The following is a 25,567-nucleotide window of genomic DNA, read 5'->3' as shown; positions in this document are numbered from 1 at the left end:
GACGCGACTGTACCGCGTTTCTGTCGTACCCCCTTGCTATTTTGTCGCCATCTGTTGGACGTGAGAGAGGTTCGGGTCGATGGCGCAGACGACGTATCTGGAACTGTCCGAGGACTCCGGGAGCGCACACAAGTTCTACGAGGTCATCCTCGACGGCAACCAGATGACGATCCGCTACGGGCGCATCGGCGACTCGGGCCAGTCCAAGACCACGACGTATTCCGATGCGGCCAAGGCCCAGGCCGACGCCACGAAGAAGATCGGCGAGAAGGTCCGCAAGGGCTACGCCCCGGCGGTGCAGGGCGGCCGCGCGCCCCGGTCGGTGACCCGCCGCCAGATCGTCAGCCAGAGCTCGACCGCCAAGACCGCGCCGGTGCTGTGGAAGTACCGCTCGGGCGCGCCCGCCTTCGGCATCTTCATCGACGACGACGTGTGCATGGTCGGCAACGAGAAGGGCACGATCACGGTCCTGCGCCACGACGCCACGGTGGAGCGCCAGTTCCAGCTCCCCGACGGCGTCAAGTGCATCGTGGCCGACGACGCCTGGATCTACGCCGGCTGCGACGACGGCAACGTCTACGATCTGTCCGGCAAGGTCCCGCGGCTGGCCTACGCGATCGCCCCCGACATCGACATCTACTGGCTCGACATCCACGACGGCATCCTCGGCGTGTCCGACGCCAAGGGCGGCGTGTGCAGCATCGACCACGAGGACGAGTTCCTCTGGCGCCGCCAGGGCCACGGCGCCTCCGGCTGGATGGTCCGCTGCGACGCCACCGCCGTCCACCACGGCCACAGCCGCGGCGTGACCAGCTACGACTGGCGCACCGGCGACGAACTGTGGAACCAGCCCACCAACGGCGCCGTGCTGTTCGGCTGGCAGGAGTCCGACTCCGTCTACGCCGGCATGTCCTCCAACTCGGTCCTGCAGTTCCACAAGGACGGCCGCCCCGGCGTGACCTTCCGCTGCGACGCCACCATCTTCTCCTGCGCCGCGGCCCCCGACGGCCGCTACGTCTTCGCCGGCGACTACCGCTCCTCGGTCTACTGCTTCGCCGCCGACGGCACCCGCCTGTGGAAGCTCGGCACGGGCTGCGGCAGCGCCTACTCGATGCAGTACCACGACGAGAAGCTCTACATCGTCACCACGGACGGCTCCCTGACCTGCATCGACGCCTCCGAAACAGCGGTGCGCGCGGCGGAGCAGGGCGTGGTGCCGGAGTACGTCGACGTGAAGGCGCCGACCGCGATGCGCAGCGTCGCCCCGTCCACGACGGTCGAGGTCACCCACGACGCGGCCCCCGGCGACGGCGTCGTGGTGGAGTGCGTGCAGGAGGGCAGCCGCCTGCGGATCCGGGTGGTGAGCGAGGGCTACCACCAGGACTGGCAGGTCCAGTTCCCGAAGGGCATCCGCGAGCCGGGCGCGCGCTACGTGGTCTCCGACGTGCGCGAGGCTTCGCGGGGCGGGTTCTACCGGGCCTTCGGCGACATCCGCAAGCTCGTCTGAGCCGGCGTTCCTCTGGGGCCGGCGCCCGCTCCCGAGCGTTGGCGCCGCCCCCGGGGAACTGCCGCCATCTGGCAGTTCACGGCGGTCAGCTGCGTACGATCATGGCGTGGACTCGAAAGACCTGCTGGACCTGAGCTCGGTCCTCCCGTATGCCAAGGCCGTGATGCCGCGCGGCGGCTCCGAGCTGGGATCGGAGTTGGGTCTCGCGCTGGTCAGCCGCCCCTTCGTCGGCTCGCTGGTCACCACGTATGTGGTCGAAGTCGACGCTGGGCTGCGTTTCGTGTCCGAGGACGAGCTGGACGGCGTGGCGCTCACCGTGGACGAACTGCACGAGCAGGCCGTCCGGAACCTCGCCGCGTATGTCGGCCGGCGGCAGCTTCGCACGCCCGAATACCACGACATCAGGCCGGTACTGCTCGACGGCAACTTCGAGGTCAGCGTCATGTTCCTGCAGGAGCCGTGGGACTCGTTCGAGTCGCAATTCGGCGAGCGCTCCATGCTGGCCGTCGCGCCCACCAGAGACATCCTCGCCTGTTGCCCGGCGAGCAGTCCGGCTGGGCGTGCGCAGCTCGGCCAACTCATCGACCGTGTCTGGCCAACCGGCGACCATCGGCTCACCCGCGACTTCTATCGGCGAGTCGACGGCACCTGGCACCTGGACTCATCCGTCTGAGCAGCTGTTCAAACCTTGCAACGCAGTCGGACGATGATGACGGTATTGCTCCATCGCGGGCGTCAAGTCGTGGTTCGGCACCAGCGGGTAATCCTGGGGATCTGCGCCGGGCGGCATGTACCGGACATGGTTTTCCGGCAGGGTCCTGAAGTGTTCCAGCGGCAGGACGGCCGGCAACTCGTCGTGGAGTCGGTGGAACAGGTCCCGGAGTTGCCCGGCCGCGATCTTCGCTTCGGTGACCGGCCCTCCCCTCAACCCACGAATGCAGGCACCGGTGTGCCGAGCAGCGTGCATCACGATCAACTGGCGTGTCGAGCGGTTAACCACCACCCGGCGCGGCAACGGCAGAAGGCAGTGGAGTGGCTATGACCTGGCGGCTGAGCGGGCGCGGTGGAGCCGCCGCGTGACGGCGTTGGCGATCATGGTCAGGAGCAGTGCACCGACCGACCACACGCCGAGCGTACGAAACGATCGCACGTCGACCGTCAGGCGTTGCCATGGCGCCGGCGGTAGGGTCGAACGGTGTCGATCGAGGTGGTGTACGAGACGCATGCGCTGACCGAGGACAACGAGCGCGGCATCGCGACCGGGTGGCTGCCCGGCCGGCTCAGTGAGCGGGGCCGCCGCAACGCCGTCGCGATGGGGGAGCGGCGGCGGAACGACGGGATCGCCGCGGTGTTCTGTTCCGACCTGCGGCGGGCCGCCGAGACGGCCGAGCTCGCGTTCGGGGGCAGCGGCATCCCCGTCCTGTACGACTGGCGCCTGCGCGAATGCGACTTCGGCGATCGCAACGGGACGGCCGGGGACGCGGTGAAGCGGGATCGCCTGGAGTACGTGGACCGGCCGTACCCCAACGGTGAGAGCCACACCCAGGCAATCAACAGAGCGGCCGCCGTCCTCCAGGACCTGCCGAGCCGGTGGGCGGAGCGGCGCGTCATGGTGATCGGCCACCTGGCCACCTACCGGGCCCTCGAACACGTCACCACCGGCCGGAGTGTCCGCGACCTCGTTGCCGATAGCTTCACCTGGCAGGAGCACGGTTGGGAGTACCGCTACGGCACGACCGCCGGCGGCTGACCGGGCTTGCCGGGCAGCGGGGTGTCGTCGCTGTACAGGACCTCGTTCACGCGCTCGGCGAACTTCCAGCCGTCCGCGGTGTGCTCGTAGCGGTCGTGGTAGACGCCGTGGATGGTGAAGGAGGTGCCGTCGCGGAAGCGGCCCAGCTCGTGGACGTACGTGCGGCCCGTGGCCTGGTGGCCGTCCAGCTCGATCGTGCCCGAGTGGGCCTCCTGGACGAAGAAGTCCCACAGGTCGCGAAGACGAGTCAGGCCCTCGCGGATCTCGGCGTGGCCGGTGAAGTGCACGTTGGCGGCCGGGATGCGCCAGATGCCGCGGTCGGTGAAGAGGGCGGCCATGCGGTCGGGGTCGCCGGTGACGCCGGCGTCGTTGAATTCGCTGCGGAGGGACTCGATCTCGAAGCGGTCGGCCAGTGACACGATGTACCCCCTAAAAGCGGGCAAAAGCCAAGTATGCCGCGGCCGGCTGACATTTCCAGGGGACGGATCGTCAGAGGGGTCATGGAGGAACGACGGCAGTTGCTCAACGTCGCGTACCGGCTGCTCGGGTCGCTGGCCGATGCCGAGGACGTGGTGCAGGAGGCGTACGCGCGGTGGTATGCGCTCGAGCAAGAACAACGCGACGAGATTCTGGTGCCCGGCGCGTGGCTGACGACCGTGACCAGCCGGATCTGTCTGGACCTGCTCGGGTCGGCGCGGGTGCGGCGGGAGCGGTACGTGGGGGAGTGGATTCCGGAACCGCTGCCTCCACAAAACCAGGACGGGGATCCCGCCGACAGGGTCACCCTGGACGAGTCGGTGAACATGGCGTTTCTCGTGGTGCTGGAGAACATGACGCCCGCCGAGCGGGTGGCGTTCGTCCTGCATGACGTGTTCCGGTACTCGTTCGCCGAGGTGGCCGAGATCGTCGGGCGGACGCCGGGAGCGTGCCGGCAGCTGGCCACCTCCGCGCGGCGGCGGATTCGGGACGCCCGGGTGGGGACCGAGTCGCGGCAGCGGCGGGCGGGCGTGGTGCGGGCGTTCGCGCGGGCGTGGGCCGCCCGGGACATCGCGGCGCTCGTCGGGCTGCTCGATCCGCAGGCGATGGCGGTGTCCGACGGCGGCGGGATCGTGCCGGCCGCGCTGGAGCCGATCACCGGGGCCGAGCGGATCGCCGAGGGGCTGGCCGAGATCATGCGGCTGGCCGGGCTGGTGCTGCACGAGCGGATGGTGAACGGGCAGCCGGGGCTGGTCGCGGAGCTTGACAACGAGACGTCGACCGTGATGGCGTTCGAGATCTCCGCCGACCGCATCACCCGGATCTGGGCCGTGCGCAACCCGGAGAAGCTGCGCACCTGGAGAAGGGGAAGCCTGGGATGACGTGGGCGCGGCCGACCGGGATCGGCCTGCTGGTGGTGGCCGCGCTGTTCGGCATCGGGGTGCGGGTCGAGATCGGCCACGAGACCACGAACTGGGCACTGACGGCCGTCTACATATTCCTCGGCGTCATCGCGGCGATCGCCGGGGCCGCGCTGATGATCATTGCCCAGAGAACGAATCGGTAAAGAAGACGGCCATCCGCGCCTCGACGGCGGCGTGCGCCTCGCGGGCCCGGCGGGCCGCCAACAGCGCGCGCACGCGGTCGCCGCGGCTGAGCTGGATCTCGGCGATCGTGGCCAGGGCGTGCGCGCGCAGCAGCCGGTACCCGCCCCGCTCCGTCAGCAGCAGCGCCGCCCGGGCGTGCTCCAGGGCGGCGTCCAGCCGGTCCAGGTCGTGCAGCGCCCCCGCCAGGCCGATCGAGGCGGCCGCCCGGTGGTACGCCGTGCCCACGTCGGCCAGCAGCGTGCACGCCTCGCCGTAGAGCTCCGTCGCGCGCTCCGGCCGGCCCATGCCCCGCATGGCTTGCGCGAGGGCGATCAGCGCTTGGGCGGTACCATAGCTGCCCTCTAGATCCCGCGCCGTGTCGACCGCCGCCGTGGCGAGTTCGAGGGCGCGTTCCCGGCGGCCCAGGTCGGCCTGGATCGTGGCGAGCAGCGACAGGATCGTCGTCTCGTGCAGCCGGTTGCCGACGTCGCGGCACAGGCCCAGGGCCCGCTCGGCGAGCGCCAGGGCGTCGGCGAAGCGGCCCATCGCCTGGTAGGTGCCGGCCAGGGATTCCAGCAGGTAGGCGGTGGTGCGCGAGGCCTCGCCGAGGGTCAGCGCCATCCGCAGGCTCTCGTCGAAGCACTCCGTCGCCTCGGTCAGCCGGCCGGTCACGTGGTGGTGGTGGCCGAGCGAGTCCAGGAAGGCGACCAGCAGCCGGGTCGAGCCGTGCTCGCGGGCCAGCGCGATCGCCGCCGTGTGCTGCTCCAGGGCGTCGGCCGGGCGGCCCAGCTCGTCGTAGAAGATGCCGAGGTTGTTGCGGGCGCAGGCCATGCCCTCGATCCAGCCGCCCGCCTCGGCCAGGCGCACGGCGCAGCGCAGCGACTCGACCGCCTCGTCGTGCCGGCACAGCCACTGGTTGGCGTGCGCGAGGCCGATGTGCATGGCGGCCTGGCCGTTCACGTCGGCGTACACCTCGGCCGCGGCCAGCCCGGCCCGGCACACCGCGAGCCAGGCGAACAGGTGCCCGCCCTGGGACAGGAAGCCGCGCATCGCGTCGGCCAGCCGCCACGCCATCTCCGGCTGGGCGTCGGCGACCGCGTTGCGGACCATCGAGACCAGGTTCTGCCGCTCGGCCTCCAGCCAGGTCCGGGCCTGGGCGGTGCCGCAGAACCGCGGGGCCGTGCCCGTGTACGGCAGCCGGACCAGCTGCGGGTACAGCTGGGAGGCGGCGGCGTCGAGGGTGCCGAGGTACCAGTCGTAGATCCGCCCCAGCGCCGTCGCCCGCTCGTCGGCCGGGTCGTCGGCGGTCGCCCGGGCGCGGGCGTAGGAGCGCAGCAGGTCGTGGAACGTGAAGCGGTCCGGCGCCGACTCGACCACCAGGTGCGCGGCCGCGAGCCGGTCCAGCAGCGCCGCCGCCTCCGCGCCCGGCAGCCCGGCCAGGGCCCCGGCGGCGGCCGCGGTGCAGTCGTTGCCGGGGGCCAGCCCGAGCAGGCGGAACAGGCGCTGGGCGTCGGCGGGGACCGAGCGGTACGACACCTCAAGGGCACTGTGCACCGCCCGCTCCCCGTCCACGGCGAGGGCGGTCAGCGGGTCGGCCGCGCGCAGCTGGGCCACGTGCGCGGCGATCCCGCGGTGCGGGTGGTTGATCAGGTCGGCGGCGCTGATCCGCAGGGCGAGCGGCAGGTACGCGCACGCCTCGGCGAGCTCGTCGGCCGCGTCGGGCTCGGCCGCGACCCGGTCCGCGCCGAGCATGTCCGACAGCAGCGCCCGGGCCTGCTCCGGGGGCAGGATGTCGAGGGTGAGCCGGCGGGCCCCGTCGTGCGCGACGAGGCCGGTGAGCCGGTCCCGGCTGGTGACCACGACCAGGCAGCCCTGGCCGCCGGGCAGCAGCGGGCGCACCTGATCGACCGACCGGGCGTTGTCGAGGAACAGCAGCACGCGGCGGGTGGCGAGCATCGAGCGGTACAGCGCCGAGGCCGCACCCACGTCGTCCGGCACCCGGTCCTCGCGCACCCCGAGCGAGCGCAGCAGCCCGCCCAGCGCCTCGATCGGCGGCACCGGGCGGTCGCGCGAGGCGTACCCGTGCAGGTTCACGTACAGCTGCCCGTCCGGGAACCGCCCCGCGACCCGGTGCGCCCAGTGCACGGCGAGCGCGGTCTTGCCGACCCCGGCCGTGCCCGCGATCGCCGTCACCACGACCGGCCCTCCGCCGCCGGCCGCCTCGGGCAGCATCGCGTCGAGCCTGCCCAGCTCGTCGTCCCGCCCGACGAATCCCGCCACGTCGGCGGGCAGCTCGGCCGGGGTCGGCGGGCGGGGCGCGGTGGGCATGGGCGGCTGCGGTACCGCCACCGGTGCCACTGGCTCCCGCGGCACCTCGACGGCGTGCAGGTCGGCCCGCAGGATCCGGCCGTGCAGCTCGCGCAGCTGCTCGCCGGGCTCCAGGCCGAACGAGTCGCGCAGGGTCCGGCGCAGCTGCTCGTAGGAGTCGAGCGCGGCCACCCGGCGGCCCTCCCGGTGCAGGGCGACCATGAGCTGGCCGCGCAGCCGCTCCCGCAGCGGGTGCTCGGCCACCAGCTGGGTCAGCTCGGCGATCCGCTCGTGGTGGCGGCCCGCGGCCAGCTCCACGTCCATGAGCTCCTCGGTGGCGGCCAGGCGCAGCTCGTCGAGCGGGTCGGTGACCCGCCGGCGCAGCCACGGCCCGGCCACGTCCGCGAGGGCCGGCCCGCGCCACAGCCGCAGGGCTGTGCGCAGGAACGCGGCCGCCCGGTCGGGGTGGTCGGAGGTGCGGGCCCGCTGCACCAGCATCTTGAACCGGGCCACGTCGACCTGCTCGGGGGCGACCTCCAGGGCGTAGCTGTCGCCCTTCGTCACCAGCCGCACCCCGTGCCCGGCCGCGTCGGCCGCGTTGAGGTGCCCGCGCAGCCGGGCCACGACCACCTGCAGCGCCGCCCGCGGGTCCGGCGGCGGCTCGCCCTCCCAGATCAGCTCGGCCAGCCGCTCGTTGTGGATCGGGCGGCCGTTCTCCAGCAGCAGCAACGCCAGCAGACAGCGCTCCTGGCGCCAGCCCAGCTTGATCGGGCGACCGGCGATGTCCGCTTCGACCGCGCCGAGTAATCGAAACTGCACGATCGAACACTATCGCTCTCCCGCAATTTCGGAACGGCGCCGGAAGCGAACCGCGATGACGGAACGCGACCGCAAGTGAACCGCAAGTGCGCACCGCAGGCCGCCGCAACCGGTGCGCAGGCGGCGGGCAGAACACTCAGGCGCCATGCGGACCTATCAACTGGGCCGGGGCGAGAACCGCCCCGTCGGCGACGTGGACGTGTTCCGGTGGGACGGCTACGAGGGCGTGGGCGCGATGCCGTTCCGCGCCATGTGGTACCGGGTGCCGGCCGGCGGGATCAGCCCGGCCGACCAGCATCCGGAGCTGGAGCTGTCGATCGTCGTGCGCGGGGACGCCGCGGTGGAGGTCGACGGCCGCGAACCGGTCGAGGTCGCCACCGGTGACGCGTTCCTGCTCGAATCCGGCGAACGGCACGTCATTCACAACCGGCGCGATTCCGAGCCACTCGTGATTTTCAGCGCGTACTGGTACGAGAAGGAGGCCGTCAATGGCTGAGCAGGAGCCGCTCGTCGACGTCGTCTCCATCCCGCCGCCCACCGCCAACGGGCCGCTGCACGTGGGGCACCTCTCCGGGCCGTACCTGGCCGCCGACTTCGCCGCCCGCGCGGCCCGGGCCCGCGGCGAGCACGTGCTGGCCATGGCCGGCGTCGACGTGCACCAGAACTACGTGCTGACCCGCGCCGAGCTCGACGGCGTCGACGTGGACAAGATGGTCGACGGCTACCGCGACGACATCGTGGAGGCGTTCCGGCGGGCCCGCATCGAGTACGACGCCTTCGTCGACCCGCGCGCCCCCGGGTACGCCCCGGCGATGGCCACCATGGCCGCCCAGCTGGTCGAGCGCGGCGCGCTGCCGCTGCGCGAGCTGGAGCTGCACCGCTGCGCCGGCTGCGCGCGGACCCTGCACCACTCCTACGTCGAGGGCCTGTGCGGCGCCTGCGGGCACGAGGCCTGCGGCGGCGGCTGCGAGGGCTGCGGCGGGTTCACCTCCGCCCAGACCATGGTCGAGGTCCGCTGCGCCCGCTGCGGCGGCGCCCCCGTCCCGTTCACCGCCACCGTGCCCGTGCTCGACCTGGAGGCGCACCGCGCGGCGCTGCAGTCGCTGTGGCTGCGCGCCGAGCTGCCGGTCGACGTGCGGGCGCTGATCGACACCGCCCTCGCGCGCCCGCTGCCCGCCATCCCGGCCGCGTACCCCACCGACTGGGGCGTCGCCGGCAGCGGCCCGATCGAGGGGCTGCGCCTGGACGTGTACGTCGAGGTCTGCCTGAACTTCGTCCGCGGCGTGGCCCACGCCCTGCGGCCGGGCGTGGCCGAGGACGCCGCCGCCTTCGCCGACGTGTGGCGGCGCAGGGTCCGCGGCATGTGGAACTTCTACGGCATCGACAACGCGTACTTCTACGGCATCATGTGGCCCGCCCTGCTCGCCACGGCCGGCGTCGACCTGGGGCGCCTGGCCGGGATGAGCGTCGTCAACCGGTTCTTCACCCTCGACGGCTTCAAGTTCTCGACCAGCCGCAACCACGCCGTGTGGGCCAACGACCTGCTCGCCGAGGCCGACCCCGGGATCGTGCGGCTGTTCCTGGCCTTCAACCGGCCCGACCGGGTCGGCAGCGACTTCACCCGGGAGACCTTCGAGGCGTTCGCGGCGTACGTGCGCCCGCTGCTGGACGGGGCCACGCACGCCGACGCCATGCCGCCCGAGCTGCTCGCGGCCGAGCGGCAGCGCGGCGAGCTGGCGCTGCGCTACACCGGCTTCGACGCCCCGCTCGCCGCCCGCGCCCTGCTGAGCCTGCTCGCCGCGGGCAGCCCGGACGCGGCGACGTTACGGGCCGTGCTCACCGGCCGGCGCTGATGAGGGTCGGCATCGTCGGCGCCGGGATCGCCGGCTCCCTGCTCGCGTGGCGCCTCGCGCGGGCCGGGACCGACGTGGCCCTCGCGACCGGCCCGCCCGGGCTGCGCGACGCGACCGGCGCCTCCGGCGGGGCGGTGCGCGGCTGGGAGCCGCACGCCGAGCAGCGGGCCCTCGCCGTGGCCAGCCTGGCCGAGCTGACCGCCGACCCGGTGCTGCGGCGCTGGGCGGACTTCCGGCCGCTGCCGTCGGTGATCGTCGGCCCGGCCGACGAGGCCGCGCTGACCGGCCTCGACGCGCGGATCATCGGCGAGCGGGAGCTGGCCGCGCTCGGCTGGGCGTCCCTCGCGCCCGGCACGAGCGCGGTCCGCGACGACAGCGGCGGGCGGATCGACCCGGCGGCGCTGCGGGCCGCGGTGCTGGCCGACCTGGCCGGGCACCCGCGGGTCACGGTCACGCACCGGCTGGCCGCCGAGCCCGACGTGCTGGTCTACGCGGCCGGCGCCTGGACGCCCGCGCTGCTGGCCAAGGCCGGGCTGGACACCCTCGGGCTGCGGGTCAAGGCGATCCGCTACACCGTGCACCGCTGCCGCAGCCCGCTGCCGCCGATCTTCTCCGACGGCCCGCTCTACGGCATCCCGCTCGGCGGCGACCTGCTGCTGGCCGGCGTCGCGGGGGAGGAGTGGGGCGTGGCGCCCGGCGCGCCGCCGGCCGCCCCGCCCGCCGACGTGGCCCGGATGCTGCGCCGCCGGCTGCCCGGGCTGCGGCTCGGCCCGCCGGTGCGCCGGGCCGACGCCACCGACTGCTACGCCGACCCGCCCGTGCTGCGCCTGCGCGACGTGCCCGGCACCGGCGGCCGGGTCCTCGCCTTCACCGGCGGCTCCGGCGGCGCCGCCAAGACCGCGCTCGCGGCCAGCACCCTGGCCGCCGAACGCATCCTCGCTCTCTGTGCAGACCACCACACCCAGGAGGAAACCCGTGCACAGCAATGATCTGCCCACCTACCACGTGGCCGGGATCGGGGCCGGACCGGCCAATCTCAGCCTCGCCGCGCTGTTCCCGGCCGCGGACCTCGGCCCGATCGCGCTCTTCGACAACCAGCCCGGCCCGGCCTGGCACCCGGCGCTGCTCAGCCCCGGCGTGCGGATGCAGACCTCGTGGATGAAGGACCTGGTGTCGCTGGTCGACCCGCAGCACCGGCTGACCTTCATGAACTACCTGGTCACCTCGGGCCGGCTGTTCGCGCTGCTCAACGCCCAGTTCGACACCATCCCGCGGCTGGAGTACGTCCGCTACCTCACCTGGGCCGCCCGCCGGATCGAGGGCATCCACTACAACACCTCGATCGAGCGGGTGACGTACACCGACGACGGCTTCGAGCTGTACGCCGGCGGGCGTCCCGTGGCCCGCGCGCACCACCTGTCGATCGGCGTCGGCACCCGGGCCACCCGGCCGGAGTGGATGAGCGGCCTGCCCGAGGGCGCCGCGTTCATCGCCGACGACCTCGGCCGGCGGATGGACGGCCTGCGCGGCGACCTCGACGCCCCGATCGCCGTCGTCGGCGGCGGGCAGACCGGCCTCGAGTGCGTGCTGAAGCTCATCCACGCCGGCTTCACCGACGTGCGCTGGCTCGGCCGCCGCCAGTGGTTCCAGACCATCGACGACTCGCCGGTGGCCAACGAGTTCTACCGCCCGGCCCACCAGCAGTTCCTGCAGCAGCTCAGCCGGGGCACCCGGCGCCGGCTCGTGGTCGAGCAGGGCCCGACCGGCGACGCGCTCACCCCCGGCGCGCTGCGGGTGCTGTACCAGGCCAACTACGACCGGATGCTCGACCTGGACCGGTTCCCGGCCGTGCTGTACCCGGGCCGCGACGTCGTGGCGGTCGAGCCGGACGGCGCCGGCCTGGTGATGCGCTGCGAGACCCCCGGCGGGCGGGAGGAGCACCGGGCCCGGCACGTCATCGTGGCCGTCGGGCGCGAGGCCAGCCCCGTGCCGTTCGACGACGACCTGGCCGAGCGGGTCGAGTACGACGACGACGGCGACATGCTCATCGAGCCCGACTACTCGCTGCGCTGGAAGGGCATGAACGGGCACCGGATCTTCGTGCTGAACCGGGCGCGGTACAGCCACGGCGTCCCCGACGCCAACCTCACCCTGCTGCCGGTGCGGGCCGCGACCGTCATCAACGCGATGGCCGGGCGGGCCGTGTTCGGCGTCATCGACGAGCTCTGCCCGGTCCGGTGGATCGCATGAGCTACGAAGGATTGATCGTGCAGCCGGAGCATCCAAATGGTGCGCGGGGCCACTACCACCAGCGGGGCGAGCTGGTCTGGGCCGAGTTCGAGGGCGGCCCGGTACGCACCGGCCGGCTGGTCGGCACCAGCACCGCCGACGGCGTCATCAGCGCGGCGTACTGCCAGGTCATGGCCGACGGAGCGGTGGTCGCCGGCACCTGCGTGAGCACCCCCGACCGGCTCGCCGACGGCCGCCTGCGGCTCACCGAGCAGTGGCGGCGGGCCGACGGCTCGGCCGGCGTCTCCCGGATCGAGGAGGTGCCGGCATGAATCCGCTCGTCCTGCTCGTCGGCACCGGGCACAAGGACTATCGCCGGTACCTGCTCGAGGAGATCAGCCCCCGCTACCGCATCCACCTCGTCAGCCCGGCCGCGCCGACGTGGGAGGTGCCGTACCTCGCGGGCTCGACCCGGGTGGCCGACCTGAGCGACGTCGACGCGCTGGCGGTCGCGGCCAAGGACGCCGGCGACGTGGCCGGCGTGCTGTGCTGGGACGAGGCGTTCGTGCTGCCGGTGGCCCGGCTCGCCGACGCGCTCGGCCTGCCGGGCCCCGGGGAGACCGCCGTCGCCGCCTGCCGCGACAAGCACCTGACCCGCACCGCGCTCGCCGCGGCCGGGGTCGCCCAGCCGGAGTCGGTGCTCGTCGCCTCGGTCGAGGAGGCCCTGGCCACCGCGGAGCGGATCGGCTACCCGGTGGTGCTCAAGCCGCGGGCCCTCGCGGCCAGCCTCGGCGTCGTGCGCGTCGACACCCCCGAGGAGCTGGCGGCCAACTTCGCGTTCGCCCGCGACACCACCGTGCCGGGCGCGCCCGCCTACGACGTGTCGGTGCTCGTCGAGCGCTACGCGGACGGCCCGGAGATCTCGGTCGACGCGGTCGTGCACCGGGGCGAGGTGACGCCGATGGTGCTGGCCCGCAAGGAGCTGGGCTATCCGCCCTACTTCGAGGAGCTCGGCCACCTGGTCGGCGCGTCCGACCCGCTGCTGCGGGATCCGGCCGTGCTGACGGTACTGCGGCAGACCCATGACGCCCTCGGGTTCACCGACGGCGTCACGCACACCGAGCTGCGGCTCACCGCCGCCGGGCCGGTCGTCATCGAGGTCAACGCCCGGCTGGGCGGCGACCTGATCCCCTACATCGGCGGCCGGGCGAGCGGCGTCGCCCCCGGGCTCGCGGCCGCCGCGGCCTGCTGCGGCATCGCGCCGGAGGTGAGCACCACGAGAGCCCTCGTGGCCGGGGTGCGGTTCCTCTACGCCGAGCAGGACGACACCGTGATCGCCACGATCGGCTTCGCGGACGAGCCGCTGCCGGAGGCGGTCGACCGGACGGTGCTGGTGGCCGGGCCGGGCACCGTGGCCTCGCCGCCGCCGAAGGGCACCACCATGGGCCGGCTCGGCTACGTCACCGCCGTGGCCCCCACCGCCGGCGAGGTCACGGCCGCGCTGGACGCCGCCGCGGGCGCCCTGCGGGTGACGACATGACCGACACCGCCGTCAAGGCACCCGAGGACGGCGCGGGGGTGCTCGCCACGCTGCGGGCCACCCCGGCGCCGGTGCGGGCCCTGCTCGCCGGCGTGCTCGTCAACCAGCTGGGGACGTTCTTCCAGGCGTACCTCGTGCTGTTCCTCACCCACCGCGGCTTCTCCTCGGCCCAGGCCGGCTGGGCGCTGGGCGTCTACGGGGCCGGGCTGGTCGTGGGGCTGCTGGCCGGCGGCGCGCTCGGCGACCGGCTCGGGCCGCGCCCGACCACGCTGCTGTCCATGGCGGGCTCGGCCGTGCTGCTGCCCACCGTGCTCTACCTGCACCGGTACGCGGCCGTGCTCGTGGTCGTGGCGCTGGTCGGGGCGACGACCCAGCTGTTCCGCCCGGCCGCCTCGGCGATGCTGGCCACGCACACCGCCAAGCACCGCCGCGTGATGATCTTCGCGGTGTACCGCCTGGTGCAGAACATCGGCGCCACCACCGCTCCGCTGCTCGGGGCGCTGCTCGTGGCCGTCTCCTACGACCTGCTCTACTGGGTCGAGGCGGCGTCCACGGCGGCGTTCGCGGTCCTCGCCGTGTTCCTGTTCCCGCGCGGGCACGGCGAGCACGCGCCGGAGGGCCAGGACCGGGGCGGCTACCTGCCGGTGCTGCGGGACCGGCGCTACACGCTCTTCCTGCTGGCGATGTTCCTGAACGTCTTCGTGTACGTCCAGTACGTCGCCGTCCTGCCGCTCGCGATGCGCTCGGCGGGCCTCGCCACCGGCTGGTACGCGGCCATGCTGTCGCTCAACGGCTTCATGGTGGTCGCGTTCGAGCTGCTGATGACCAAGGTGACCCAGCGCCGCCCGCCCCGCTACGTCGCCGCGACCGGGTTCCTGCTGCTGGCGATCGGGCACTCGCTGTACGGCTTCGAATGGGGCGTCGTGTGGTTCGTCGCCGGCACCGTGGTGTGGTCGCTGGCCGAGCTGATCGGCGGGCCGACGATGTTCGCGTTCCCGGCCCTCGCCGCGCCCGAGGAGCTGCTGAGCCGCTACCAGGGCGCGGCCCAGGCGATGTACGGCCTCGGCACGGTCCTCGGGCCGGTCTGCGGCGTCGCGCTGTGGCTCGCCCTCGGCCCGCCGGTGTGGTGGGTCTTCGGCCTGATCAGCCTGGCCGGGCTGGCCGCGGCCTGGTCCGGGATGCGCCGGGTCGGCGCCGCCCACGAGTCCTGAGAAGGGGAATTCCATGGAGGACAAGCGATACGCGGTCATCGTGGAGCCGGTGTCGACCGGGCACGAGTACGCCGGGGCCTTCCGGGCCGAGGGGCTCGAGCCGATCGCGGTGATGATGGCCGGCCACGCCGTCGACGCGGTGCACGACACCTGGCACCCGGAGAACTTCGCCGCGGTGCACGTGCTCGGCGACCGGACCGTCGAAGAACTTGCGGAGGAGCTGCGGCGGTACCGTCCACAGTGGCTCGTCGCCGGCAGCGAGATGGGCGTGGAGCTGTGCGACGCGCTCACCGCGGTCCTGTGCCCCGGCACCGGCAACGAGCTGGCGTCCACACTCGACCGCCGCGACAAGTGGCACATGGCCCAGGCCCTCGCCCGGGCCGGGCTGCCGCACCTGCGCCAGTTCTGCTCGGCCGACCGGGACGCGATCGAGGCGTGGATCGCCGAGCAGGGCCTGGCGGGGGAGCGGTTCGTGGTCAAGCCGCCGAAGTCCGGGGCGACCGACGACGTGCACCTGATCCTGCCCGGCGAGGACTGGCACCCGATCTTCGACCGCATCCTGGGCAAGATCAACCACACCGGCGTGCGCAACGACGCCGTGCTGGTGCAGGAGTTCGGGGAGGGCACCGAGTTCCTCGTCGACACCTACTCGGTGGACGGCCGGCACGGCCTCGTCGACGTGTGCCGCTACGCCAAGCACCGCCGCGACGACCGGATCGGCATCTACGAGCGGGTCCAGTTCCTGGCGCCCGACGACCCGGACGTGGCCGAGGTGGCGCCCTACGTGTTCGCCGTGCTCGACGCGCTCGGCGTGCGCAACGGCCCGGGGCACAGCGAGGTCATGCTCACCAAGCACGGCCCGCGGCTGATGGAGACGGCGGCCCGCCCGGCCGGCGGCGGCCACCAGATGATCACCCGGATGTCCACTGGGGACAGTCAGATCGCCCGGACGGTCGCGCACCGGCTGCGCGGCGAGTTCAAGCCCGGCTACGAGCTGCGCCAGCACCTCTCGGCCGTCTTCATCTCGTCCCCGGCCGCCGGCATCTGGCGCAACGGCGACATCTTCGCCGGCGTCGACGCGCTGCCGACGTTCGTCGACAAGCACTTCCCGCACGGCACCGGCGACCTGGTGCCGGCCACCGACGACCTGGTCACCTACCTGGCCTGGGTGATCCTGGCCGGCCCCGACCCGGACCAGATCGAGGCCGACTACCAGCGCATCAAGGCCATCGAGAGCCGGATCGAGATCGAGCGGGAGGACGCGTGAACGCCGTCACCGAGGCCTACCTGGCGGCGGTGGCCGCCGGCCGGATGCCGCACGAGGAGCTGGCCAAGGCGATCCGCGCCACCGGCCTGCACGACGCCATCTACCGCAACGGGCACCTGGCCCGGCCGCTGTTCCTGACCCGGGCCGAGCGGGAGGGCCTCGACGCCGACCTGCGCACGCTGCACGGCCTGCTGACCGGCCTGCCGGAACGGCTGTTCGGCGGCGACGCGGGCGCGTTCGCCGCCGAGGTCGGGGCGCAGGGCGCGCAGGTCGACGCGGCGCGCACGGCCGCCGGGCAGGCGGCGACGCTGTCGCGGGCCGACCTGTACCGCGCCGCCGACGGCTTCAAGCTCCTCGAGCTCAACGTGAGCGGCGCCGTCGGGGGACTGGAGAACTCGATCCTCAACGCGGCGTACCTGGACAGCCCGCACTTCGCCGAGTTCGCGGCGGCGCAGGGGCTGGGCTACGCCGACACGATGGCCCTGCTGGGCGAGACCCTGCGCGCCGAGGCCGGTGCCGGCTCGGTGGTGGCGATCGTGGACTGGCCGGACAGCTACCCCGAGCTGGAGCCGATGCTGCGCAAGACCGCGGCCCGGCTCGCCGACTACGGCATCGACGCGCTGGTCGGGCACGCGGGCCAGGTCGAGTGCCGCGACGGCGCCGTGTTCCTGGGCGGGCGGCGGGTCGACGTGGTGTACCGGCTGTTCCTCATGGAGGACCTGCTGCGCCCCGAGGGCCCGGCGCTGCTGGACCCGCTGCTGGCCGCGGCGGCCCGGGGCGAGGTGGCGATGTTCACCCCGATCGCCTCGGAGCTCTACGGCAGCAAGGCGGCCCTGGCGCTGCTCTCCGACGAGCGGCACCGGGACCGGTTCGGCGCGGCCGAGCTGGCCGTGGTCGACCGGGTGCTGCCGTGGACCCGGATGCTGCGCCCCGGCGCGGTCACGGTCGACGGCGAGCGGGAGGAGCTGCTCGCCTATGCGCGGCGGGACCGGGAGCGGCTGGTGCTCAAGGCGACCATGCTCCACGGGGGTACGGGCTTCGTGGCCGGCTGGCGCACCGAGCCGGACGCGTGGGACCGGGAGCTGCGCGCGGCCGAGGGCGGGCCGTACGTGCTCCAGCGCCGGGTCGTCCCGGTGCCGGAGCTCGTCCCGGAGCCCGACGGCACGCTGCGGCCGTGGGTCGCCGTGTGGGGCGCGTTCCTGACCGGCCGCGGCTACGCCGGCACCTACGTGCGGGCCGTGCCGGGCACCGACGCCGGGGCCGTGGTGGCCGGCGGGTCACTGACCGGCTGCGTGTTCCACGAGGACTGACCGGGCGATGGCGGCCACCGGGTCGAGGTAGGCGGCGGCGACGAGGGCGATCCACTGGTACACGGCGTCCTCGTTGTCCGCCAGCGGCCCGGGGACGTAGTGCGGGGAGCTCAGCCCGCGCTGCACCGACTCGGTGGCGGCCCAGTCCTGCCGGTTGGTCAGGTCCCAGAAGTCGACCGCGTACGCCGGGTCGTCGATGCCGTCCGGGAAGTACCAGCTGCACTCGATCGCGGTCCGGTCGGGGGCGAGCGGGGTGAGCCGGTGGGTCATGATGTAGTCCGGGTGCGCGCTGATCAGCAGGTTCGGGAACAGCGCCACGTAGAGGATGGTCCGCCGGGGCGCGCCGTCGATCCACACGCCGGTGCCGCGGCCGTCGAACGACATCGTCTCGGCGTGCTCGCGCAGGTCCATGGTGCCGCCGACCCAGGCGCCGGGCAGCACCCAGTTGTCGCCGGACGTCGGCGGGGACACCTTGCACAGCTCCGGGTGGATCAGCGGGCAGTGGTAGCACTCCTGGTAGTTCTCGACGATCGCCTTCCAGTTGGCCCGCACCTCGTAGTCGTGCCGGGCCCGTAGGTGCAGGGTCTCCGGACGGTACGGCGCGAGCAGCCCGTCGAGCGCGCCCGTGTACTGCTCGGCGGGCGGCGCCGGGTGCCCCGCGTTGACGAGGACCCAGCCGTGCCAGGCGGTCGCCGGCAGCTCGACCAGGCCCAGCTCGGCCGGGTCGAAGTTGGCCACCCCGGCCATGTGCGGGGCGGTGGCGAGCGAGCCGTCGAGGCGGAAGGCCCAGCCGTGGTACGGGCAGACGGCCGACGCCCGCCGCGCGCTCTCGCCGCTCGCCAGGACCTCGTGCCCCCGGTGCCGGCAGACGTTGGCGAACGCGCGGACGCCGCCGTCGCCGGTGCCGTCGAAGGTGAGCAGCACCCCGACGTCGCCGGCGGTGACCGCGCGCTGGTTGCAGCCCTCCGACAGCTCGTCGAGGCGGCCCAGGCACATCCAGGAGCCGGCGAACAGGTGGCGGCGCTCCCAGGCGAGGACGGCCGGGTCCAGGTACGCGGCGGCCGGCAGGGTCCGGCTGGACCCGAACGGCCGCAGCGCCGGCTCGACCCCGGCCGGGTCGAGCGGCGCCGCGTGCGGTTGCGTCATCCATCAAGCCTCGCGCAGCGCCACCCTGGTGTAAATGCGCCGGAGCGGGCCGGGCGACCACCAGTTGAGCCGGCCGAGGCCGCGCACGATGGCCGGGACCAGGATCCCGCGGATGAGGGTGGCGTCGACGATGATGGCCAGGCCGCAGCCGAGGCCGAACATCTGCAGGAAGCTGACCGAGCTGGTGCCGAAGGCGAAGAAGGTGACGGCCAGCAGGGCGGCCGCCGCCGAGACGATCCGGCCGGTGCGGGCCAGGCCGGAGCGGACCGCCTCCTCGGTGGACAGGCCGCGCGCGTGCAGCTCGGCGATCCGGCCGATGAGGAACACCTCGTAGTCCATCGACAGGCCGAAGACGATGACGAACAGCAGGACGGTCATCGCGGTGTCCATCGGCCGCGGCGTGAACCGCAGCCAGGAGGCCAGGTGCCCGTCCTGGAAGATCCAGGTGAGCACGCCCATGGTCGCCGACAGCCCGAGCACGTTGAGGAACAGGGCCCGCAGCGGTTGTACGACGCTGCCGGTGAACAGGAACAGCAGCGCGAACGTGGCCAGCACGACGACCGCGACGCCCAGCGGCAGCCGGGAGCCGATCGCGTGCGTGGTGTCGATGAGCCGCGCGTCGGTGCCGCCGACGTACGCGGCGACGGGGGAGGGCGCCTCCCGCACGGCGCGGACCAGCGCCCGGCCGTCGTCCGACTTGGCCGCCAGCCTGCTGGCCAGCACGAGATGCTCGGCCCCGGGCCGGCTGAGCGCAGGATTGCCGTTGTCTGTTTTGGCTCCATCGACGAACGTGCCCGCGCTGCTGGTGACCGCGCCCGCATGCTCCAGTGTGGACAGTGACGCGGCGTAGCTCGCGACGGCGTCGCGGCCGACGGCGCCCTCCAGGACCACGTCGACGCTCGCCTGCTGGTTGCTGGCGAAGCCGGTGGCGAGCCGGTCGGCCACCACCCGCCCGTCGCTGCCGGGGCGCAGCACGCCCTCGTCCGGGGTGCCGAACGAGACGTTCAGCAGCGGGCTCGCGGCGAGGAGCAGGCCGGCGACGACCGGGAGCGCGGCGAGTGCCGGGCGGCGCATGACGGCGCCCGCGAGCCGTCCCCAGAACTGGGAGTCGGCGGCCGGGCCGGCGCTCGCCCGGCGCCGCCACGGCACCCGGCCCGCGTCGACCCGGCGGCCGAGGACGGCCAGGAGCGCGGGCAGGACCACCAGGGCGCCGAACGCGGCGATGAGGACCACGCCGATGCCGGCGTAGGCGAAGGAGCGCAGGAAGTACAACGGGAAGACCATGAGGGCGGTGAGCGCGGTGGCGACCGTGGCGGCCGCGAAGAGGATGGTGCGTCCGGCCGTCGCGACGGTGGCGGCCAGGGCCTCCGGCACGGGCGTGTCGGACCCCAGCTGCTCGCGGAACCGGCTCACCATGAGCAGCGCGTAGTCGATGCCGAGGCCGAGGCCCAGCGCCGTGGTCAGGTTGACGGCGTAGAGCGAGACGTCGGTGATCGAGCCGAGCGCGGCGAGCTCGGCGAACGTCCCGGCGATGGCCACGCCGCCGACCGCGAGCGGGAGCAGCGCCGACACCAGCGACCCGAAGACGATGATCAGGAGCAGGAGCGTCAGCGGTACCGCGATCGCCTCGGCGATCGCCAGGCTGCGCCCGACCTGGGTGTTGACGTCGACGTTCACGGCCGCCTCGCCGCCCGCGGCCACGGTGAGGGGGCCGGCGTCCACGGCGTAGCGGTCGATGAGCTCGGCGGCCCGCTCCCGCCGCTCGGTCTCGGTCCCGTCGACGTGCGCGAGGACCAGCGCGTCGGTGCCGTCGGCGGAGCGCAGGTCGGGCAGGCCGGTCGTCCAGTACGACACGACGTCCCGCACGCCCGCCTCCCGCCCGAGCGCGGCGGTGAGATCCTTGCCGGCGGCCGCGGCGTCGCTCCCGTCGACGGTCCCGCCGTCGGCGTGGGCGAGCAGGATCAGGTTCGGCCGGCCGCCGAACTGCTCGTCGATGAGCCGCTGGGCCCGCGAGGAGTCCGAGGCCGGGTCGTCGAAGCCGCCGCCCTGCAGCTTGCCGAACGCGCCGGCGCCGGCGACCCCGGCGCCGATCAGCAGCAGCAGCGACACGATGAGGACCAGCCGGGCGCGGCGGTGGATGAAGGAGCCGTACCGGTACAACATCTGCTCTCCCCCAAGGGATGTTGACGGCGTAAACTTAACGGTGTCAACATTGCACAAGGTGTTAACGGTGTCAACATCCGGCAGGATGAGAGGGTGTCCACCAGCAAAATCAGCCGCCACTCGTACCACCACGGCGACCTCGCGAACGCGCTGACCGGCGCGGCGCTGGAGCTTGCCCGCTCCGGCGGCCCCGAGGCCGTGGTGCTGCGCGAGGCGGCGCGCCAGATCGGCGTCTCCGCCACGGCGGCGTACCGGCACTTCAGCTCGCGCGAGGACCTCATGCACGCGGTGAAGGACTGCGCGCTGGGCGAGCTGGCCGAGCGCATGGAGGAGGAGCTCAAGGAGGCTCCGGCCGGCGGCGACCCGGCGGCCCGGCTGCGGGCCCGGATGCGCGCGCTGGGGGCCGGCTACATCAAGTTCGCGCTGGAGAAGCCGGGGCTGTTCCGCACCGCGTTCCAGCGCTCGGCGCCGATGGTGGGCAAGCACGGCGCCGACCCGATGGAGACCGTGCCGTTCCGGATGGTGATGTCGATCCTGGACGAGCTGGTGGAGCTGGGCCTGATCGAGCCGGCCCGGCGCCCGTTCCTCGGCATGGCCGCCTGGGCCACCGTGCACGGGATGGCCGACCTGCTGCTGGACGGCCCGATGCGGCGGATGCCCCCGGAGGACCAGGCGGCGGCGATCGACCGGGCCCTGGACATGGTGGTCGACGGCATCATGTCCCGCTGAAAGGCTGGCTTTTGTTTAGGCCGCCTGTGTTCAGGCCGCGGCCTCGGTGGCGAGCGGGCGGCGGCCGGCGAAGCCCAGGTCGATGCGGTGGTACCAGGTCAGGCCGGCGTCGCCCTCCAGCCAGCACAGCAGCACGTCGACCCCGTCCAGCTCGGCCGGGAAGTCCACCAGCAGCGGCGCCAGCCCCTTGAGGTGCGCCCCGGTCTCCTGCACGGCCGTGATGAGCTCGTCCAGCAGCGCCTCGGCCGCCTTGAGCTCGGGCATCCCGCCGAGTGCGGTCGGCGGGCCGCCGGGGGCGAGCGAGGCGGCCAGCTCGGCGGCATCGGCCCGGACGGCGACGAGCTGATCGAGCTTCGGACGGATCCGGGCCAGCTCAGCACGGGCCTCCGGGACGGTGAACAGCATGGCGCACACCATGCCACCGCACCTCCCCTGCCCAAGCACCGGGGCCAGCGAAGATCGGCCCCCGCTCCTCCCGTCGGAGTAGCCTCCGATCGTGGACCTGATCGCGGCCTGGGAGGCGGGCACCGGTGAGGAGCGGGAGCGTCTGGGCCCGGCCCTGGAGACCGCGCTGGCCGCGGAGCCGACGCTCGCCGAGCGGTACGCCCTCGCCGAGCGGCTGGCCGAGCTCGACGCCCACCGGACCGCGGCCGCGGAGCACCTCGCGGCGATCCTCGACGAGCAGACCCGCGGCGGCGCGCCCGAGGCCGACGTCCTGGAGACCCGGGTCGCCCTCGCGCACGCCTGGCGGGACCCGGCCGCGGCCGAGGCGGTGCTGGCCCACGCCGTGCGCGCGGCGGGCCCGCGGCACGCGGTCACCGCCCACGCCCGGCTGCGGCTGGCCCAGGCCCACGAGCGCGGCGGCGACTTCCCGGCCGCCCGGCACCTCCTGCGCCGGGCCATCCCCGACGCCGTGCGCGGGCCCGGCCCCGACCACCGGCGCACGGTCGGCCTGCGGCTCGCCCTGGCCGAGGTCTACGAGCGCGACACCATCCGCTACGCGAGCCTGCACCGCGGCGCCCTGCGGTCCTACCGCAGCCTGCTGGGCGCGCAGCGGCAGTACCACCGCGCGATCGAGAGCCTCGAACGCCTCTTCGGCCCCGGCGCGCCGCTGGTGCTCGCCACGCTCGAGCGCCTCGCCGACCTCTACGAGCGCACCGGCACCCTGGGGGCGGCGATCGCGCAGTACGAGGCGTCCCTGCAGTGGCACGAGATGCGGCACGGCCACGACGCGCCGGAGACCCGCGCCGCCCGCGACACCCTGGCCCGGGTGTACCTGCGCGGCCGGCATCCGGAGCGGGCCGTGCCGCTGTTCGAGCCGCACCACCACGACCGGCCCGAGGGCGACCCCGACGAGGCTCTGGACGACCTCGCCGAGGCCCACCTGGCCGCGGGCGACGAGGCCGCCGCCCAGGAGGTGTACGAGCGCCTCCTGCACTACCTGGCCGAGCGCGACGGACCCGACGCGCCGGAGACCGTGCGCTACCTGGCCGAGGTGGCCGAGGCCTTCGACGAGGCGGGCGCCCCCTCCTACGCCGTCACCTGGCACGAGCGCGTGGTCGCCGCCCTGTCCCGGGCCGAGCCCCGCGACGAGGAGGCCCTGACGCTGGCCCGCCTGCACCTCGCGGCCGCCCGCGACAGCGCCTGAAATCGCATTCGGGAATTGGCGACCATCGGCGTTCCAGAATTGCGCGCGGCGGATATATCCGATCGAGTGACGGTGCGTATGTTTGAGCGTGCGGAGCGTGCAGGATTTGGAATAAAGTTCGCGCGGAATTCGGTCGGTTTTGTCCCGTTCCGAGCCGGTCGGCGGGGCGGATGATCCCCTCGGACGAACGCGTCCGGGTCACTTGCGCCATCCGCGGCGGTCAACGCGCCATATGGATGCCAGAATGTCTGAGGCGGTCGAAACCGGGCGAGAGAGGGGCCGCGGTCGGATGGCGCGGTTCGAGGCGGTGACAGCGGTCGACGGGCGGCGGGCGGCGGTGACGTTGTCCGGCGAATGCGACCTTGCCGCGCGCGAGGAGTGCATGGCAGTCCTCATGGGTGCGGTGGATACGGCGCCGGTGGTCGTGGTGGACCTGGGCGGGGTGACGTTCCTGGACTCCAGCGGCGTCCACGCGCTGGTCACGGCCTACCGGGCGGCCCAGGATCGCGGCGGGCGGCTCAGTGTCGTCGGCGCCGCGGGCATGGTCGCGCACGTCCTGGACATCACGGGCGTCGGCGGCCTGCTCAGCCCGCAGGACGGGGTCCGCGATGGTTGAGCATCCGGCGGCGCCGGGCGAGGTGATCGGCTACGCGCTGGTCTCGGACCTGGCCGCGGTCCGGGCGTTCGTGACGGCCCGGGCGCTCGCGCTCGGCCTGTCCCGCGACCGGGCCGACCTGCTGACCCTGGCGGTGAACGAGCTGGCGACCAACACGCTGCAGTACACCGAGGAGGGCGGCGAGGTCCAGCTCTGGTCCGAGTCCGGCCAGGTCTTCTGCGACGTGCTCGACCAGGGGCCGGTGCTCACCTTCGGGTCGAGCATGCCCGCGGCCGACGCGGTGCGCGGGCGCGGGCTGGCCATCGTCGAGATGGTCTGCGACCACGTGGCCGGGTTCGCCGGGTCGCGCGGCTCAGTCGTCCGGCTCCAGCTCGGTCTCCTCTGACACCTGCACCGCCAGCGTGCAGGTGTCGTCGTCCGGGCTGGGCCGGCGCAGCAGGCGGCGCAGCCCCGGCAGCGGGTCGGCGATGCCCGGCTCGGTGGCCGCCGACAGCGCCGCCTTGACCCAGTCCAGGTGCGTGCCCAGGTCCATGGCGCGGCGCTCGACCAGCCCGTCGGTGTACAGGAGCACCACGTCGCCGGGGGACAGCGGGGTCACGACGGCCGGATAGCCGGCGTCGGTGGCCGCGCCGAGCAGCAGCCCCGGCTGGATCGGCAGCTCGGCCGCGGAGCCGGAGCGGGCCAGCAGCGGCGGCATGTGCCCGGCCCGGGCCCAGGTGAGCAGGTGCGTGGCCGGGTCGTAGAGGCCGATCAGCGCGGTCCCGGTGAGCCGCAGCTGCACGCACAGCCGGTTCATGTGCCCCAGCAGCGTGCCCGGCTCGCGCAGGCCGATCGACAGCCAGGCGACGAGGGCGAACCGCAGGTGGGCCATGCCGTTGGCGGCATCCAGGCCGTGCCCGGCCACGTCGCCCACGGCGAGGATGACCTTGCCCTCGGGGAGGGTCTGCGCGTGGTACCAGTCGCCGCCCACCCGCAGCGCGCTCTCCGCCGGCAGGTAGCCGACCGTCGCGCGCAGGCCGTTGAGGGGGAAGGGCTCCCGCGGCACCGGCTGGATCAGCTGCTGCAGCTGCGCGGCCAGGCGGTGCTCGGCCACGGCCGTCATCTCCCGCGTGTGCAGCTGGTCGCTGAGCCGCTCGATGGCGGTGCGGGTGTGCTCGCGGGCCGACACGTCCTGGATGACGGCGTAGATCTTCAGCGGCGCCCCGCCGGCGTCGCGGGCCAGGTCGGAGAGGACCCGCAGGTGCTTGACGGCGTCGCCGACCCGGAAGCGCACGGTCACGTCGGCGGTCGCCCCGCTGTCCAGGGTCTGCCAGGAGAACTCGGCGATCGGCAGGTCCTCCGGCACGACGGCGGCGGACTGCTCGGCCCGGGTCAGCGGCCCGAGCCGCGGGTCGCGCCCGAAGATCCGGTACAGCCCCGGCGACCACTCCATCTGCCCGGTCATCAGGTTGTACTCCGACCAGCCCAGACTCCCCAGCGACTCGGTCCGGTCGAGGCGGCGGCGGGCCTCGTCGACCCGCTCCCACCACACGAGCAGGCCGCCGAGGACCCGGTGCACGCTGATCCCGAAGCTCGAGTCGGCGGCGTACCCGGCCGACTCCTGCGAGTAGTGGAAGTCGTCCATGGTCGCGGGCTCGCCGGTGGCCAGGACCCGCAGGTAGAGCTTCCACAGCGGGCCGCCCTCGACCGTGGGGTACAGCCGGGTCAGCAGTTTCCCGACGCGGGCCGTGCCGCGGCCGTAGAGGTCGTCGCTGCGCTCGCTGGTCGCGCCGACGACGAAGTCGGCGACCTCGCCGTCCGGGTCGCGGACGGGTCGCAGCCACGTGCAGCCCGCCGGGACGACGGCGAGGATCTCCTGCACGACCGCCGCGATCGCGTCGGCCTCGTCTGCCATACCCGCAGCCTAACGG

The 25,567-nt window shown here is 73.7% G+C and carries 25 protein-coding genes; 18 read left to right on the top strand and 7 right to left on the bottom strand.

The genetic code is table 11. The annotated features are described in order from the left end of the window. Positions 1–79 precede the first annotated feature (79 nt). The gene (locus ACQPZ4_RS34040) at positions 80–1,507 is read left to right on the top strand and encodes a WGR domain-containing protein (RefSeq protein WP_433044862.1); all 1,428 of its coding nucleotides are present in this window, start codon (positions 80–82) and stop codon (positions 1,505–1,507) included. A 106-nt stretch (positions 1,508–1,613) separates the two neighbouring features. Further along, entirely contained in the window at positions 1,614–2,180 is a 567-nt protein-coding gene (locus ACQPZ4_RS34035; protein ID WP_433044859.1) for a hypothetical protein, read from the top strand. On the opposite strand, the gene ACQPZ4_RS34030 is transcribed toward ACQPZ4_RS34035, so the two are convergent. Beyond that, the gene (locus ACQPZ4_RS34030; RefSeq protein ID WP_433044856.1) at positions 2,169–2,522 is read right to left on the bottom strand and encodes a hypothetical protein; all 354 of its coding nucleotides are present in this window, start codon (positions 2,520–2,522) and stop codon (positions 2,169–2,171) included. The two genes, ACQPZ4_RS34035 and ACQPZ4_RS34030, sit on opposite strands and share 12 nt — an antisense overlap. A gap of 180 nt (positions 2,523–2,702) precedes the next feature. On the opposite strand from ACQPZ4_RS34030, the gene ACQPZ4_RS34025 reads away from it, so the two are divergent. Next, on the top strand, positions 2,703–3,257 hold the full coding sequence (locus ACQPZ4_RS34025; protein ID WP_433044853.1) for a histidine phosphatase family protein: 555 nt from the start codon (positions 2,703–2,705) through the stop codon (positions 3,255–3,257). Here the strand turns inward: ACQPZ4_RS34025 and ACQPZ4_RS34020 are convergent. Further along, complete coding sequence (locus tag ACQPZ4_RS34020) at positions 3,233–3,676, bottom strand: nuclear transport factor 2 family protein (RefSeq protein WP_433044850.1); 444 nt, start codon at positions 3,674–3,676, stop codon at positions 3,233–3,235. The genes ACQPZ4_RS34025 and ACQPZ4_RS34020 overlap by 25 nt on opposite strands. 81 nt (positions 3,677–3,757) lie before the next feature. Here ACQPZ4_RS34020 and sigJ point away from each other — a divergent pair, with 81 nt between their 5' ends. Together sigJ and ACQPZ4_RS34010 are read left to right on the top strand one after the other, a co-directional pair. Continuing rightward, the gene (gene sigJ, locus ACQPZ4_RS34015; RefSeq protein ID WP_433044847.1) at positions 3,758–4,615 is read left to right on the top strand and encodes an RNA polymerase sigma factor SigJ; all 858 of its coding nucleotides are present in this window, start codon (positions 3,758–3,760) and stop codon (positions 4,613–4,615) included. After that, on the top strand, positions 4,612–4,800 hold the full coding sequence (locus ACQPZ4_RS34010; RefSeq protein ID WP_433044844.1) for a hypothetical protein: 189 nt from the start codon (positions 4,612–4,614) through the stop codon (positions 4,798–4,800). The genes sigJ and ACQPZ4_RS34010 overlap by 4 nt, the downstream gene beginning before the upstream one ends. Here ACQPZ4_RS34010 and ACQPZ4_RS34005 read toward each other — a convergent pair. After that, positions 4,775–7,945 (bottom strand): BTAD domain-containing putative transcriptional regulator, encoded by a 3,171-nt coding sequence (locus ACQPZ4_RS34005; RefSeq protein WP_433044841.1) that lies wholly within the window; start codon positions 7,943–7,945, stop codon positions 4,775–4,777. The genes ACQPZ4_RS34010 and ACQPZ4_RS34005 overlap by 26 nt on opposite strands. Positions 7,946–8,090: 145 nt before the next feature. Here ACQPZ4_RS34005 and ACQPZ4_RS34000 point away from each other — a divergent pair, with 145 nt between their 5' ends. From ACQPZ4_RS34000 to ACQPZ4_RS33960, 9 genes are read left to right on the top strand one after another with little or no spacing between them, the layout of a single operon-like run. Continuing rightward, positions 8,091–8,441: a cupin domain-containing protein gene (locus ACQPZ4_RS34000; RefSeq protein ID WP_433044838.1), complete on the top strand. Its 351-nt coding sequence runs from the start codon at positions 8,091–8,093 to the stop codon at positions 8,439–8,441. Beyond that, on the top strand, positions 8,434–9,798 hold the full coding sequence (locus ACQPZ4_RS33995) for a class I tRNA ligase family protein (protein ID WP_433044835.1): 1,365 nt from the start codon (positions 8,434–8,436) through the stop codon (positions 9,796–9,798). Before ACQPZ4_RS34000 ends, ACQPZ4_RS33995 begins: the two co-directional genes overlap by 8 nt. After that, positions 9,798–10,787 carry an FAD-dependent oxidoreductase gene (locus tag ACQPZ4_RS33990; protein WP_433044832.1) on the top strand — a complete coding sequence of 330 codons (990 nt, stop codon included), beginning with the start codon at positions 9,798–9,800 and terminating at the stop codon, positions 10,785–10,787. Before ACQPZ4_RS33995 ends, ACQPZ4_RS33990 begins: the two co-directional genes overlap by 1 nt. After that, the gene (locus ACQPZ4_RS33985; protein ID WP_433044829.1) at positions 10,774–12,048 is read left to right on the top strand and encodes a SidA/IucD/PvdA family monooxygenase; all 1,275 of its coding nucleotides are present in this window, start codon (positions 10,774–10,776) and stop codon (positions 12,046–12,048) included. Before ACQPZ4_RS33990 ends, ACQPZ4_RS33985 begins: the two co-directional genes overlap by 14 nt. Then, positions 12,045–12,359, top strand: coding sequence for a hypothetical protein (locus ACQPZ4_RS33980; protein ID WP_433044826.1), 315 nt, complete (start codon positions 12,045–12,047; stop codon positions 12,357–12,359). Before ACQPZ4_RS33985 ends, ACQPZ4_RS33980 begins: the two co-directional genes overlap by 4 nt. After that, complete coding sequence (locus ACQPZ4_RS33975) at positions 12,356–13,567, top strand: ATP-grasp domain-containing protein (RefSeq protein WP_433044823.1); 1,212 nt, start codon at positions 12,356–12,358, stop codon at positions 13,565–13,567. Before ACQPZ4_RS33980 ends, ACQPZ4_RS33975 begins: the two co-directional genes overlap by 4 nt. Continuing rightward, complete coding sequence (locus ACQPZ4_RS33970) at positions 13,564–14,778, top strand: MFS transporter (protein ID WP_433044820.1); 1,215 nt, start codon at positions 13,564–13,566, stop codon at positions 14,776–14,778. Before ACQPZ4_RS33975 ends, ACQPZ4_RS33970 begins: the two co-directional genes overlap by 4 nt. Positions 14,779–14,791: 13 nt before the next feature. Further along, positions 14,792–16,045, top strand: coding sequence for an ATP-grasp domain-containing protein (locus tag ACQPZ4_RS33965; protein ID WP_433044817.1), 1,254 nt, complete (start codon positions 14,792–14,794; stop codon positions 16,043–16,045). Beyond that, a complete protein-coding gene (locus ACQPZ4_RS33960; RefSeq protein WP_433044814.1) occupies positions 16,042–17,355 on the top strand; it encodes a hypothetical protein in 1,314 nt (437 codons plus the stop codon). The genes ACQPZ4_RS33965 and ACQPZ4_RS33960 overlap by 4 nt, the downstream gene beginning before the upstream one ends. On the opposite strand, the gene ACQPZ4_RS33955 is transcribed toward ACQPZ4_RS33960, so the two are convergent. Continuing rightward, a complete protein-coding gene (locus ACQPZ4_RS33955; RefSeq protein ID WP_433044811.1) occupies positions 17,323–18,501 on the bottom strand; it encodes an aromatic ring-hydroxylating oxygenase subunit alpha in 1,179 nt (392 codons plus the stop codon). The two genes, ACQPZ4_RS33960 and ACQPZ4_RS33955, sit on opposite strands and share 33 nt — an antisense overlap. A 3-nt stretch (positions 18,502–18,504) precedes the next feature. Further along, on the bottom strand, positions 18,505–20,664 hold the full coding sequence (locus tag ACQPZ4_RS33950) for an MMPL family transporter (RefSeq protein WP_433044808.1): 2,160 nt from the start codon (positions 20,662–20,664) through the stop codon (positions 18,505–18,507). Positions 20,665–20,757: 93 nt separating this feature from the next. Here ACQPZ4_RS33950 and ACQPZ4_RS33945 point away from each other — a divergent pair, with 93 nt between their 5' ends. Beyond that, on the top strand, positions 20,758–21,393 hold the full coding sequence (locus ACQPZ4_RS33945) for a TetR/AcrR family transcriptional regulator (RefSeq protein WP_433044805.1): 636 nt from the start codon (positions 20,758–20,760) through the stop codon (positions 21,391–21,393). Between the two features lie 30 nt (positions 21,394–21,423). On the opposite strand, the gene ACQPZ4_RS33940 is transcribed toward ACQPZ4_RS33945, so the two are convergent. Continuing rightward, positions 21,424–21,798 carry a DUF2203 domain-containing protein gene (locus tag ACQPZ4_RS33940; protein ID WP_433044802.1) on the bottom strand — a complete coding sequence of 125 codons (375 nt, stop codon included), beginning with the start codon at positions 21,796–21,798 and terminating at the stop codon, positions 21,424–21,426. A 91-nt stretch (positions 21,799–21,889) separates the two neighbouring features. Between ACQPZ4_RS33940 and ACQPZ4_RS33935 the strand changes: the two genes are divergently transcribed. The 3 genes from ACQPZ4_RS33935 to ACQPZ4_RS33925 all read left to right on the top strand — a co-directional run bounded on the left by ACQPZ4_RS33935 (position 21,890) and on the right by ACQPZ4_RS33925 (position 24,042). Then, positions 21,890–23,041: a tetratricopeptide repeat protein gene (locus ACQPZ4_RS33935; protein ID WP_433044799.1), complete on the top strand. Its 1,152-nt coding sequence runs from the start codon at positions 21,890–21,892 to the stop codon at positions 23,039–23,041. A 289-nt stretch (positions 23,042–23,330) separates the two neighbouring features. Further along, positions 23,331–23,657, top strand: coding sequence for an STAS domain-containing protein (locus ACQPZ4_RS33930; protein ID WP_433044796.1), 327 nt, complete (start codon positions 23,331–23,333; stop codon positions 23,655–23,657). Beyond that, the gene (locus ACQPZ4_RS33925) at positions 23,650–24,042 is read left to right on the top strand and encodes an ATP-binding protein (RefSeq protein WP_433044793.1); all 393 of its coding nucleotides are present in this window, start codon (positions 23,650–23,652) and stop codon (positions 24,040–24,042) included. Before ACQPZ4_RS33930 ends, ACQPZ4_RS33925 begins: the two co-directional genes overlap by 8 nt. Here ACQPZ4_RS33925 and ACQPZ4_RS33920 read toward each other — a convergent pair. After that, entirely contained in the window at positions 24,010–25,551 is a 1,542-nt protein-coding gene (locus ACQPZ4_RS33920) for a PP2C family protein-serine/threonine phosphatase (protein ID WP_433044790.1), read from the bottom strand. The genes ACQPZ4_RS33925 and ACQPZ4_RS33920 overlap by 33 nt on opposite strands. Positions 25,552–25,567: the final 16 nt, after the last annotated feature.

Origin of the sequence: Dactylosporangium sp. CS-033363 (assembly GCF_050942475.1) — a bacterium.
In the GTDB taxonomy this organism is placed as follows: domain Bacteria; phylum Actinomycetota; class Actinomycetes; order Mycobacteriales; family Micromonosporaceae; genus Dactylosporangium.
The sequence above is the reverse complement of the archived record's forward strand: the minus strand, read 5'-3'. Positions and strand labels throughout refer to the sequence as shown.